Below are 11939 nucleotides of genomic sequence, written 5' to 3' on the forward strand. Positions count from 1 at the left end.
TTTGCCCGGCCTCAGCCCTGGGGCCGGGCGAAGCGCAGCAGGGCCTGGCAGCCCGGTCCATCGCTGCGCGGAAGCAGTTGCAAGCTGCCCTGGTGGCATTCGGCAATCTGGCGGGCCAGCACCAGGCCGATGCCGCTGCCCTGGGGTTTGGTCGTGTAGTAGGGCACAAAGAGATTGGCCGGGTTGGCCAGGCCGCAGCCGCGGTCCAGCAGGCTGATCTGCAGCGGCTCGGCCTGCAGGCGCGCCTTCAGGCGCAACAGCAGCGGCGCGCCGCCGGCTTCGATGCCGTTTTTCAGCAGATTGATGAAGAGCTGCTCCAGCAGCCCCGGGTCGCCGTAGAAGTCCAGCGCGGCGTCGGGCGAGATGCCGTCGAATTCCAGCGTCAGCTGGGCCTGGGGCAGCAAGGCCGGCAGGCGGCGCAGCAGGGCCAGCAGGTCAAAGCGCTGCATGCGCGGCTCCAGCGGTCGCGCCAGCTGGGCGTGACGGCGCACGAAATCGGCCAGGTGGCGGGCGCGCTCCTCGATCAGGCTCAGGGCTTCGGCCTGCTCGGCCCGCCAGTCGTCCGGGTGCAGGTGCGCGCCCGGGCTCAGGGCGTCCAGGCGCCGCCGCAAGGTGTCGCTGAGGCTGGCAATCGGCGCCAGCGAGTTGTTGACCTCGTGGCTGAGCACACGCAACAAGCGCTGCCAGGCCTGCAGCTCCTCGCTGCGCAAAACCTGTTTCAGATCGCTGACGAAGAGCAGGCGGCGCGCCTGACCCTCGACCTCGTAGCGATGCTGGCGCAGCCGCCACAGGCCGGCGGCGCCGGGAAAAACCTGCTCGCGCAAGGCCTCGGGGTCGGCGCGCAAGAGCTCGTCCAGGCCCAACTCGGCGGCGCTGCGGCCCAGGGCATGTTCGCGCGCGCGCCGCAGCAGGCCCAGGGCACTGGGGTTGGCCAGTTGCAGGCGCTCCTGGGCATCGAAGGCAAACACCGCCACATCCAGGGTCTGCAGCACGTTCTCGGCCAGGCGCTCGGCGGCCAGGGATTGCAGGCGCTGCTGGTGCAGGCTGTCGACCAGGGCATTGAGCTGGGTGGCCAGCGCGTCGGGCTCCGCCGATCCGCCCTGCAGGCGCAGGCGCTGGCTGTAGTCGCCGCTGGCCATGGCCTCGATCACATGGCCGAGCAGACGCCGCTGGTGCTCGGCCCGCGCATGCAGCCAGGCGGCGGTGCCGAGCCAGCCCAGGCTGCACAGGGTGATGCAGAGCAGCTTGGGATAGATCAGCCAGGGTTGCTGCCAGACCAGCAGGCAGGCCAGAGCCCAGGCCGGTGCGCCGCCCAGCAGGGCCGCGCGGCGCAACCGGCCGGCAAAGCCGCGGTCGACCGCCAGGGCCAGCCCAGGCTTGGCGGGCTCGTTCGCAGCGCTCACAGCTGGTACTTTTCCAGGCGGCGGTAGAAGGCCGAGCGGCTCAGGCCCAGGGCCTGCGCGGCGTGCAGGGCATTGCCGCCGTGGCGACGCAGGGCGGTGCGGATCAGCAGCTTTTCAGCCTCCTCCAGCGTCAGCTCGGCCGGCAGCGCGGTGTGCGCCGGAACCGTCGCGGCGGCGGCGCTCAAGCCCAGGTCGCCCGGCGTGATCTGCTCGGCCGGCGCCAGCAGGCTGACGCGCTCCATGCAATGGGCCAGCTCGCGCACATTGCCCGGCCAGGCATGCGCCAGCAAGGCGGCCTGTGCCGCATCGCCCAAGCGTTTGGCCGGCCGCTGGTAGCGCCGGGCGCAGTCGGCCAGGTAGTGAGTGGCCAAATCGAGGATGTCCGCCCCGCGCTCGCGCAGCGGCGGCAGGGTCAGCTGCACGCTGTTGATCCGGTAGAGCAGGTCGCGGCGGAACAGGCCCTGCTCGACCATGGCGTCCAGATCGGCATTGCTGGCGGCGATCAGGCGCACGTTGGCGCGGCGCGGGCGGGCCGAACCCAGGCGCTCGAACTGCCCGCCCTCCAGCACCTGCAGCAGCTTGGCCTGCTGGGCCAGCGGGATGTTGCCGATCTCGTCCAGGAACAAGGTGCCGCCGTCGGCCAGCTCGAAGCGGCCGATGCGGGCCTGGCGCGCGTCGGTGAAAGCGCCTTTCTCGTGGCCGAACATCTCGCTCTCAAACAAGCTCTCGGGGATGGCGCCCATATTGACGCTGATGAAGGGCCCGGCCGCGCGCGCCGATTGGCGGTGGATGGCCTGGGCCAGCTGGCTCTTGCCGCTGCCGTTCTCGCCCCGGATCAGCAGGTTCACATCGGCCGGAGCCACGGCCGCCACCTGGGCCATCAAGGCCTGCATGGGCGCCGAGCGGCCGATCCAGGGGCGCTCGCCACCCTGGGCCTGCAAGAGCGCGTTCTCGGCCGCCAGGCGTTGGGCGCGGCGCTGGCTCTCGCCCAGGGCCAGCTGGGTGCGGACGATGCCGGCCAGGCGGGTGTTGTCCCAGGGCTTCTCGATGAAATCGTTGGCGCCGCCCTGCAAGGCCTGCACCACCAGGGGCACGCTGCCCCAGGCCGTCATGGCGACGATGGGCAGCTGGGCATCGAGGGCACGCGCCCGTGCGATCAGGTCCAGGCCTTCCTGGCCCGAGGTGGTGTCGCGGGCGTAGTTGAGGTCGGCCAGCAGCAGGCCGTACTCGGCCGACCCCAGCAACGCCAGGGCCTGCTCGGGCGACTCGGCCAGCTCGCAGCGCCAGCCTTCGCTCTTGAGGAGCAGCCGCAGCGCGCTGCGCACGGCCGCATCGTCGTCGACGACCAAGAGCGGCAGGCTGAAATCGGGCAAGGCACTCATCGGGGCGGCGGAGTCATGGCCGCGGCATTCTCGCCCAGGCTCATGGGCTGTTCAGGGCGGCGGTGGGCGACTGTCGCAAGGCCCGGCGCGCCGGCAGCCAGGTCGAGAACATCACCAGGCTCGAGATCAGCGTGCCCACGAGCAGCACGCCCAAGCCCAGCGGCAGGCTGCTGCCCAGCTCGCCGCTCAGGGCCAGGGCGCCGCCGGTCAGGCCCAGGGGCAGGGCCAGGGCCAGCAGACTCAGGGCCTGGCCCAGCAGCATGCGCATCAGCTGTCCGTCGCTGGCGCCCACGGCCCGGCGCACGCCGATCTCCTGGCCGCGCAGCTGCACCGCGCGGCTGGTCACGCCGTAGATGCCGCTGCTGGCCAGGCCCAGGGTCAGCAGACCGAGGATCAGGTACATGGCGGCCGCCACGTCCTCGCCGCCGTGGGCGATGCGCTGGCGTTCCTCGGCGCTGACCACCTGCTCCAGCGCCAGGGCCGGGTCGGCCTGGGACACGGCACGGGCCAGCAGCTCGCGGCTGGCGGCGTTGTCCGGCACGCCGACCAGGGCGATGCCCATGTCTGCAGGCGCGCCGGGCGTCGCCTGGCTGATCGGCAGGTAGAAATTGGCCGCGCGCAGGCCGCGTTCACGGCCGATGCCTTGCAGTACATGCGGGATCACGCCGACCACGGTGATCCAGGGACCGATGCGCTTCTGGGTCTGGCCCTCGACGATGGCAAAGCGCTTGCCCAGCGGGTCCTGGCCAGGCCAGTGCTGCTGGGCAAAGTTCTGGTTGATCACCGCCACCTTGAGGCTGTCGGCGCGGTCCTGCGGGCCGAATTCGCGCCCGGCCAGCCGTTTCACTTCCATGGCATCGAAGAAGCCCGCATTGATGCGGTAGTTGCCGCCCTCGGGGTACTGGCCGTCTTGCACCGTCATGCCTTCGGGCAGGATTTCGTCCGTGTCGATCATGCCGCCGCCGGGCAGGCTGGTGGACAGCGCCACACGGGCCTGGGCGCTGCCAGCGGCTTCGTCCAAGCGGGCTTGCAGGCGGTTCCACAGGGCCGCGCGTGCCGCTTGCACCGCCTCGCCACTGCCCTGGTATTCGGCCGTGCGCAGGGTCAGGCGGGCGGTCAGCACGCCTTCCATGCGGGCGCCGGTGCCGGCGTTCAGGCGCTGGTGCACCGTGTAGGTCTGCAGGCCGGAGGCCAGCAGCAGCAGGCTGGACAGGGCGATCTGCACCCAGACCAGGCCGCGGGCAAAGCGGCTGCTGGCGCGGCCCTGGCTGCCGCGGCCGTCACGCAGCACGCTGTTCAGGTCCACGGCCGAGGCGCGCCAGGCTGGCAGCAGGCTGGTGGCCAGGGCCGTCAGCAGGCTCACGCCCAAGCCGACCAGCACGGCTTGCGGCCGCATGGTGAAGTGGATCCAGAAGGGCAGTCGGCCGTCGGCCGTGGCCATCACGGCCTGCTGGGTGGCCTCCAGGGCCCAGGCGCTGAAGAACAGGCCCAGGCCGGCGGCGGTCAGGCAGAGCAGCCAGGTCTCGGTCAGCATCTGCATCACCAGGCGGCCACGCGGCGCACCCAGGGCGGCGCGCACGGCCAGCTCCTGCCGGCGCTCGTTGGCGCGGGCCAGCAGCAGATTGGCGGTGTTGATGCAGACCAGGGCCAACAGCAGCGCGGCGGCGCCGACCAGGCCGAGGACAATCATGTCGCCATCGGGAAGGCCCCAGGCGGCATAGGGCAGGGCGAGGGCGCCGACGCGGCGGTTGTTGGCGGGGAACTGTGCCGCCAGGCTTTGGGCCACCTGCTGCAGCTCGGCGCCGGCCTGCTCGCGGCTGGCGCCTGGGCGCAGCCGGCCCAGGGCCATCACATGCTGGGGCGTGCCCATGGAGTAGCCCTCGCCGCGGCTGAGGGTGCCGGCCGGGGGCTGGAAGGGCAGCCAGAGCTCCTGGGTCATGGGGAAGCGCAGGCGGCCGGGCAGCACGCCGACGATTTCCGTGTCCACGCCGTTGATCTTGACCCGGCTGCCGACGATGGCTGGGTCGGCGCCGAGAAAGCGCCGCCAGAGATCGGCGCCGATCACAGCCACCGGCGCAGCGCCGGGCTCACTGTCGCCGGGCAGCAGGCCACGTCCGAGCTCGGGCCGGGCGGCTTCGCCGAGCCAGGGCCAGATACCGGCCGACACGCGCGCGGCCGCAAAATTGGCTGGGTACTGGCGCTGGCCACCGAGGGTGACGGTGTCGGTCTGCAGGGGCAGCAAGGCCTCCAGGCTGGGCGTCTGGCGCTGGTACTCGAGCAGGTCGAGGTAATGCACGCTCTTGGCCTGGCTGCGCTCGCCGTCACGGCTGGCCTCCACAGCGACCAGGCGCTCGGGTTCGGGGAAGGGCAGGTCTCCGGCCGTGAAACTGAAATAGATGCCGGCGGCAAAGATCGCGAAGCCCAGGCCGCAGCTCAGGGTCAGCAGGCTCAGCAAGGCATGGCCGGGATGGCGCAGCAGGGCTTGCACGCTGTGGTGAAGATCGTCCCGCATCACAGGGCCTCCGCCAGGGCGGGCTGGCCGCCTGCCGCTCGCGCCTGGCCGGAGTGCAGGGCCGCGGTGGGCAGGTCGGCCACCACGCGGCCGTCGAACAAGGCCACGGTGCGCTGGGCCAGGGCGGCGTAGCGCGGGTCGTGGGTGACCATGCACAGCGTGGCGCCGCCGGCGTGCACCTTCTGCAGCAGCGCCATCACCAGCTCGGCATTGCGCGAGTCGAGGTTGCCGGTGGGCTCGTCCGCCAGGATCAGGCGGGGCTGGCCGACCAGAGCGCGGGCGATGGCCACGCGCTGCTGCTGGCCGCCGGAGAGCTGGGCCGGGTGGTGGCGGGCGCGGTGCGCCATGTCCACCTGGGCCAGGGCCTCGGCGACCCGGGCCCGGCGTTCGGCACGGCTCATCTCGCTGCGATAGCTCAGCGGCAGGGCGACGTTGTCCTCCACGCTCAAGTCGCCGATCAGATTGAAGGCCTGAAAGACAAAACCAATCTGGCGGTTGCGCAGCAGGGCGCGGGCGCGCGGGTCCAGCTGATCGACCCGCTGGCCGCTCAGCTCGTAGCTGCCGCTGCTGGGGCTGTCGAGCAGGCCCAGGATGGACAGCAGGCTGGACTTGCCGCAGCCCGAGGGGCCGCTGACGGCGAGGAACTCGCCGCCGCGCACCACCAGGCTGACCTCGTCGAGGGCGCGGGTTTCCAGCTCGTCACTGAGAAAGCTCTTCTGAACGCCCTGCAGGCGGATCAAGGGTGACGCCTCGGCGGCGGCGTGCGGGGAGCGGTTCGTGCTCATGGGTTGGTTCCTCTCTGCCTCGTGGCGTTGAATATAGGGCTGAAAAAATGGGCGGCGCTTCAGCGAAGGCGCACGCGCTCGCTCAGGCGCCAGCTGCTGGTGTCGGAGACGACGATGCGGTCGCCGGGCTGCAGGCCGCTCTGGATGACGATGCGGCCGACCGAGGCCGGGCCGTACTGCACATGCACCCGCTCGGCCAGGTCTTCCCTGATCAGGCGGTAGACCTGGGCCTGGCTCATGGCCTGGCTGAACACGGGTCGCTGCACCTGCACGGCGTCGCTGAGGCGGCTCAGGGCGATGCTGCCGTCGATGCTGAGGTCGGGGCGGGCGCCGCGCGGCAGGGGATCGAGCAGGCGCAGGTCCACCTTGAGCAGGCTGTTGCTGACCTTGGGCGCCACCCGGCTGACCACGGCGTGCAGCAGGCCCTCGCGCCCGCCGCTGCGCAGATCGATCTGGGCGCTTTGGCCCACGGCGATGTCGCGCGCCTGGGCTTCCTGCACCTGAATTTCCGCGTACAGGGCGTCGGCCCGGGCCAGCTTGGCCAGCAAGGCACCGGCTACCACGCTTTGGCCGGCTTGCAGTGTCAGCTCCTGCACCACGCCGTCAGCGGGCGCACGCACCTGCAGGGCCTCGACCAGCTCCAGATCGCGCTGCCAGGCCTTGTGCAGGCGCGCCAGCGCCGCGCGCTTGGCCTCCAGCTGGGCCTGCATGGCCGCGCGCTGCCGCTGCAGCAGTTCGCGCTCCAGCTGCAGGGTCTGGCCGGCTTGTTCGACGCTGAAGCGGCTGCGCTGGAATGCCAGCTTGGAGACCATGCCGTCCTTGAGCAGCTCTTGATCCGCCTGCCATTGCAGCTCGGCATTGCGGGCGCCGAACTCGGCACGCTGCACCGCCGCTTGGGCGTTCATGACCTGGCTGTCCAGGCTGGCCTGCAAGGCCTTGAGTTCGGCCTCGGCCTGCTCCAGCTGCCAGCGGCTTTCCTGGGCGCGCTGCTGCAGCTGCGGGTTGCTGAGCAGCATCAGCAGCTCGCCCTGGCGCAGGCTGCTGCCGGCCTGCGCGTGCAGGCGCTCGACACGCGCCTCGCTTTGCGCGGTGATCCAGCGTGGATCGCTGGACACCAGCACGCCGCTGCCGCGCACATCCAGGGCCAGGGGGCCGCGTTCGACCGCGGCGAACTGCAGGCCGCGGGCCGAGGCGGTCAGCTCGATCGGCGCGGCGCGCAGGCGCAGGGCCAGCAGGCCGCCGGCCAGGCCCATCAGCACCAGCAGGGCCAGGCCCAGAAAGGCCGGCCGGCTGGCGCGACGCCGCCATCGCTGGGCGGAGGTGAGGGTTCTTTGCAAGTCCATGCACCGAGTGATCGCAGGAGCCGTGCCAGCTCTTGCGGCCACCTCGCTCGGAGCCAGAAAGCCCTGTTCATGGGCTTTGTCGGCCTGCCATCCGGTCTTGATCCATATTCAGCCATGGCGAAATTGGGACGAGGACTGCGTCCCGCGTCCCGTTTCCGGGACGCGTGGGTTGCGGCCACAGGCGACAATGCGGGCATGAACATCCAAGCCAAACTTCCGCTGCTGGGCGGCCTCAGCCCCGAACAATTCATGCGTCGCCACTGGCAGAAGAAGCCGCTGCTGGTCCGCCAGGCGCTGCCGGGCATCCGCCCGCCGGCCTCGCGCAGCGAGCTGGCCGCGCTGGCCGCCAGCGAGGATGTGGAGTCGCGCCTGGTCTCTCAGTTCAATGGCAAGTGGGCGCTCAAGCAAGGACCGGTGGCCAAGCTGCCGCCCTTCAGCAAGCCGGGCTGGACCCTGCTGGTCCAGGGCCTGGATCTTCATGTGCAGGCGGCGCATGAGCTGCTGGCCCAATTCCGCTTTGTGCCCGAGGCGCGTCTCGACGATTTGATGATTTCCTACGCCAGCGACGGCGGCGGTGTCGGCCCGCATTTCGATTCCTACGATGTCTTTTTGATCCAGGTTCATGGTCACCGTCGCTGGCGCATCGGCCGTCAGGGCGTGGCGACCACCGGTGCGCTGTGCGAAGGCGTGCCGGTCAAGCTGCTGGCAGACTTTGAGCCAGAAGAAGAGTTCGTACTGGAAGCCGGTGACATGCTCTACCTGCCGCCCGGCTGGGCCCACGACGGCATTGCCATCGGCGAGTGCATGACCTGCTCGGTGGGTTTCCGCACGCCCTGGCGTGCCGAGCTGGCGCGCGAGTTGCTGCAGCGCTTGATGGACGATGACTCCAAGAGTTATGCCAACCGCATGTACGCCGATCCCAAGCAGCCGGCCACCGAGGCGCCGGGCTTGGTGCCGCAGCAGCTGCTGGATTTCTCCCGCGACGCCGTGGAGCGCGCGCTGCGCGAACCCCTGGCTCTGGAGCGTGCCTTGGGCGAGGCGCTGACCGAACCCAAGCCGCGCGTCTGGTTCGAGCCGGGCGAGCCGCTGCCCGCGGGCGCCGGCGCGCGCCTGGACCGGCGCAGCCGCATGATGTACGACGCGGCCCATGTCTTCATCAACGGCGAGTCCTTCCGTGCAGGTGGCCGTGATGCCCGCTTGATGCGTGCCTTCGCCGACCAGCGCGAGCTCAGCGCCAAGCAGCTGGGCCAGCTTTCGGCCGATGCGCGCGAGCTGCTGGATCTGTGGGCCGAAGATGGCTGGGTGCGGGCCGCGAATTCAGGTGACCATGCGGAGGCTTGATTGGCAACGCCGCCCGCACCCGAACTGCAAGCCGGTGAATTCACCGGCCGGGCCGAGTTTCAGCAGGCCTTGCGGCTCGCAATCGAGCAAGCCTGTGCGCAGGGCTGCACCGAGCTCGGCGCCTTCGATCCGGATTTCAGCGTTTGGCCCTGGTCAGAGGCTGGGCTGCTGGACCTGCTGAGCGACTGGGTTCGGGCCGCACCCGCCAGCCGCCGCCTGCATTTGCTGGCGCCTCAGTTCGACGGTGTGCGGCGTGCCCATCCGCGATTTGTCGCTTGGCGTGGGCGTTATGGCCATGCGGTGCAGGCTCGGGCCTTCGAGCCGGAGGCCATGGCGGCGGTCGGGCCGGGTGGGCCGGCGGCGCTGTTCTGGGCCCGTTCACCCACGACTCAGATCACGCTGCGCTTGATGAGTACGCGCAACTGGCGCGGCAGTGTGTCTTTCGAGGCTCCGGAATTTGTGCGATGGAAGGATTGGTTTGACGTGATCGCACAACATTCTTACGAAAGCTTTGCATCGACCACCCTGGGCCTGTAAAAGATGCCAAAAGCAATGGCTATAATTAAGGGCTAGGTGAAGAAAGCGCTCGAGGTTTTCCTCGCCTTGTCATGCCGAAGTTTCCGATGCCGCGGCGCTGAAAAGCGAAGGCGACATTGAGTGGCTTCAAAAAATTACCGGTAATTGCATCTTCGTTTAACGAATTTTGAGGACAAGTATGAACAAGTCGATCCTGTTGGCTGCTGTGCTGGCTGCTGTTGCTCTGACCGCTTGCGGCAAGAAGGAAGAAGCCGCTCCCGTGGCCGCTCCCGCTGTGGAAGCTTCGGCTCCTGCTTCGGCTCCCGCTGTGGAAGCTTCGGCTCCCGCTGCTGACGCATCGGCTCCTGCCGCTGCTGACGCCGCTTCGGCTGCTGCCAGCAAGTAATCGGTCTCCGAGTACTTGAAAGAACCGCCCGGCCGCAAGGCCCGGCGGTTTTTTTACGTCTGTCGTTTTCGAAAAAGGCGGTCTCCTAGACCGTGATCCAGTCCAGGCCCTCGGCTTGTGAGGCCACGGGCACGTCTTCGGGGCGGCAGTCGCGTACCGCCGCCACCGCGGCGGCAGCCAGGTCGGGGCGGTTGTTGCGCTCGCTCAGATGGGCGGCGGCGACCGGGCCGAGCTTTGGGTGCAGCAGTGCATTCAGCAACTCGGCACTGGCCTCGTTGGAGAGGTGGCCGTGGGTGCCGAGGATGCGGCGTTTGAGGCTGGCCGGGTAGTTGGAGGCGCGCAGCAGCGCCTCGTCGTGGTTGCATTCGAGCAGCAGGGCGTCCAGGCCTTGCAGCGCCTTGATCACGCTGGCGCAGACATTGCCGAGGTCGGTGAGCACACCCAGATGCTTCAAACCGTCGTTGCAGCGCAATTGCAGCGGCTCCTCGGCATCGTGTGGCACGGCAAAGGGCTGCAGCTGCAGGTCGCCCAGTTCCAGGGTGTCGCCGCTGCGCGTGAAATGCAGCAGCTTGCGGTCAAAGCCCGTCAGATCGGCGGCACGCCGCTCGATCGCGCTCCAGGTGCCGCGGCTGGTCCAGATCGGGATGCGGTGCGCCTGCGCCAGCTTGATCACGCAGCCGGCATGATCGCCGTGCTCGTGGGTGATGAAGACGGCGCTCAGGGCCTCGGGGTCGCTGCCGGCGCGCAGCAGGCGCCGGCTCAGCTCGCGCAGGCTGAAGCCGCAGTCCACTAGGATTTGCGTCTGGGTGATGCCCTGGCTGGCTTCGATCAGCGTGGCATTGCCGCCGCTGCCGCTGCCCAGGCTGCAAAAACGCATGCCTTGATCACTCCGTGTTTGGCTAGAAAGCTCTCGGCTCAGAAAAAACGCCGCCCACCCGATGGGGTGGCGGCGCTCATGCCGAGGAGCCGGGTGGCTCGGATCAGCGCAGATCGTCCATCAGCAGATTGAGGATGCGCTTGGCGATCTCGTTGGTCTGCTGCTGGCCCTTGTCGTCCAGCACGGTGACGGTTGACTTCTCGCCTTCCGACTTGACCGACACGCGGTAGCGGGTGGCTGTGGTGGCCTTGTCGCCGCTGAACAGGCGCTCGAAGAAGTTGGGCTCTTCCTTGCCGGCCTGGTTCGGGTCGGCATAACGCAGGAAGAACAGGCCCAGCTTGCGGTCGCGGTCTTCCACGGTGAAGCCATGGCGATCCAGAGACTGGCCCACGCGGCGCCAGGCGCGCTCGAAGCCCTCGTTGACGGCGATGGCGTCCGGCACTTCCGACAGCGGGCGACCCGCGGCGATGACGGCGGTCGGCGCAGTGCTCTTGCCCTGCGCGGCGGCCGGCACATCGGCCACAACGGCCTTGGCCAACTCTTCCTTGGCGCCCAGCTTGAGCATCAGGCGGGACAGCAATTCGGCTTCCAGCTGTGGGTCGCTGGGGCGAGGTTGCCAGGCGGTGTTGTCTTTTTGCGGGCCGGTGTAGACCTCGACCATGCCGCGGTGGCTGATGAAGATCTCGGTGCCCTTGCCGTCGGCCGTGCGCTCGATGCGGGTGCGGAACATATCGCGTTCACCGGTCGAGTACAGGCCGTCGAAGACCTTGCCGATGGTGGAGCGGATGATGTCCTGCGGCAGCTTGGCGCGGTTTTCGTTCCAGTTGGTTTCCATGACGCCGACTTCGGCGGCGTCCTTGGTCAGCTCGAAGCCGCGTTGTTGCCAGAACTCGCGCAGCTGGGGCCAGAGTTGCTCGGGCGTCAGCGAGCTGCGCAGCCAGCGGGTGTCGGCGTTGCGCTCGAGGCGCAAATCACCGATCGCGTTCAGAGCCACGGTGTTGGCCGGGCTCAGGCCGCTGGTGCTGACCTTGGGGGCGGCATTGGCTTGCTGCAAGGCATTGGCGCTGACCGAGCCGCTGGCGTTGCCGCTGCGGCTGTCACGGGCCAGCTGGGTCAGGTCCGGCGGCACGTCCAGGCCGGCAGTCTGGCGGGCGTTGGCGCGGTAATCGACCTTGTCCGAGGAAAATATGCCGTCCGTCGTGCTGCAGGCGGCCAGCGAACCCAGCATGAGCAGGCAGGCCAGGCGCACCGGAGTGGCCGAGGAAGAAACAAAAGAGGAGGAACGAGTCACGCTAGACATCTCCGGGGGACAAGGGAGCGATGGTTGAACCCTGCGAGCCGGCCCCGAGGGGCGGATGGCGTGCAAAGCTGGTG

Annotated in this window: 10 protein-coding genes; 3 read left to right on the top strand and 7 right to left on the bottom strand. The window is 69.3% G+C overall.

The annotated features are described in order from the left end of the window. Nucleotides 1-11: 11 nt before the first annotated feature. The 5 genes from AC1Q6P_RS14440 to AC1Q6P_RS14460 all read right to left on the bottom strand — a co-directional run bounded on the left by AC1Q6P_RS14440 (nt 12) and on the right by AC1Q6P_RS14460 (nt 7425). The gene (locus AC1Q6P_RS14440) at nt 12-1403 is read right to left on the bottom strand and encodes a sensor histidine kinase (RefSeq protein WP_492664562.1); all 1392 of its coding nucleotides are present in this window, start codon (nt 1401-1403) and stop codon (nt 12-14) included. Continuing rightward, the gene (locus AC1Q6P_RS14445) at nt 1400-2785 is read right to left on the bottom strand and encodes a sigma-54-dependent transcriptional regulator (RefSeq protein ID WP_492664561.1); all 1386 of its coding nucleotides are present in this window, start codon (nt 2783-2785) and stop codon (nt 1400-1402) included. Before AC1Q6P_RS14445 ends, AC1Q6P_RS14440 begins: the two co-directional genes overlap by 4 nt. Nucleotides 2786-2825: 40 nt before the next feature. After that, the gene (locus tag AC1Q6P_RS14450) at nt 2826-5297 is read right to left on the bottom strand and encodes an ABC transporter permease (protein WP_492664560.1); all 2472 of its coding nucleotides are present in this window, start codon (nt 5295-5297) and stop codon (nt 2826-2828) included. Further along, nucleotides 5297-6037: an ABC transporter ATP-binding protein gene (locus AC1Q6P_RS14455; protein WP_492664646.1), complete on the bottom strand. Its 741-nt coding sequence runs from the start codon at nt 6035-6037 to the stop codon at nt 5297-5299. Before AC1Q6P_RS14455 ends, AC1Q6P_RS14450 begins: the two co-directional genes overlap by 1 nt. Before the next feature lie 104 nt (nt 6038-6141). Further along, nucleotides 6142-7425: an efflux RND transporter periplasmic adaptor subunit gene (locus AC1Q6P_RS14460; protein WP_492664559.1), complete on the bottom strand. Its 1284-nt coding sequence runs from the start codon at nt 7423-7425 to the stop codon at nt 6142-6144. A 195-nt stretch (nt 7426-7620) separates the two neighbouring features. Here AC1Q6P_RS14460 and AC1Q6P_RS14465 point away from each other — a divergent pair, with 195 nt between their 5' ends. From AC1Q6P_RS14465 to AC1Q6P_RS14475, 3 genes are all read left to right on the top strand, one after another. After that, nucleotides 7621-8766: a JmjC domain-containing protein gene (locus AC1Q6P_RS14465; RefSeq protein ID WP_492664558.1), complete on the top strand. Its 1146-nt coding sequence runs from the start codon at nt 7621-7623 to the stop codon at nt 8764-8766. Continuing rightward, nucleotides 8767-9303: a hypothetical protein gene (locus tag AC1Q6P_RS14470; RefSeq protein ID WP_492664557.1), complete on the top strand. Its 537-nt coding sequence runs from the start codon at nt 8767-8769 to the stop codon at nt 9301-9303. Nucleotides 9304-9481: 178 nt separating this feature from the next. Continuing rightward, nucleotides 9482-9688 (top strand): hypothetical protein, encoded by a 207-nt coding sequence (locus AC1Q6P_RS14475; RefSeq protein WP_409994041.1) that lies wholly within the window; start codon nt 9482-9484, stop codon nt 9686-9688. A gap of 85 nt (nt 9689-9773) precedes the next feature. Here AC1Q6P_RS14475 and AC1Q6P_RS14480 read toward each other — a convergent pair whose 3' ends face one another. Continuing rightward, nucleotides 9774-10565 (bottom strand): MBL fold metallo-hydrolase, encoded by a 792-nt coding sequence (locus tag AC1Q6P_RS14480; protein WP_492664556.1) that lies wholly within the window; start codon nt 10563-10565, stop codon nt 9774-9776. A gap of 103 nt (nt 10566-10668) precedes the next feature. After that, nucleotides 10669-11856, bottom strand: coding sequence for an NlpB/DapX family lipoprotein (gene bamC, locus AC1Q6P_RS14485; protein WP_492664555.1), 1188 nt, complete (start codon nt 11854-11856; stop codon nt 10669-10671). Between the last annotated feature and the right edge of the window lie 83 nt (nt 11857-11939).

It is taken from the genome of Roseateles sp. GW835-FHT13E02 (assembly GCF_058794035.1).

Bases quoted from the DNA above. Each gene is read 5' to 3' on its own strand.
- AC1Q6P_RS14450 (WP_492664560.1), bottom strand. From the start codon at position 5,297: ATGCGGGACGATCTTCACCACAGCGTGCAAGCCCTGCTGCGCCATCCC.
- AC1Q6P_RS14460 (WP_492664559.1), bottom strand. From the start codon at position 7,425: ATGGACTTGCAAAGAACCCTCACCTCCGCCCAGCGATGGCGGCGTCGC.
- AC1Q6P_RS14445 (WP_492664561.1), bottom strand. From the start codon at position 2,785: ATGAGTGCCTTGCCCGATTTCAGCCTGCCGCTCTTGGTCGTCGACGAC.
- AC1Q6P_RS14475 (WP_409994041.1), top strand. From the start codon at position 9,482: ATGAACAAGTCGATCCTGTTGGCTGCTGTGCTGGCTGCTGTTGCTCTG.
- AC1Q6P_RS14480 (WP_492664556.1), bottom strand. From the start codon at position 10,565: ATGCGTTTTTGCAGCCTGGGCAGCGGCAGCGGCGGCAATGCCACGCTG.
- AC1Q6P_RS14465 (WP_492664558.1), top strand. From the start codon at position 7,621: ATGAACATCCAAGCCAAACTTCCGCTGCTGGGCGGCCTCAGCCCCGAA.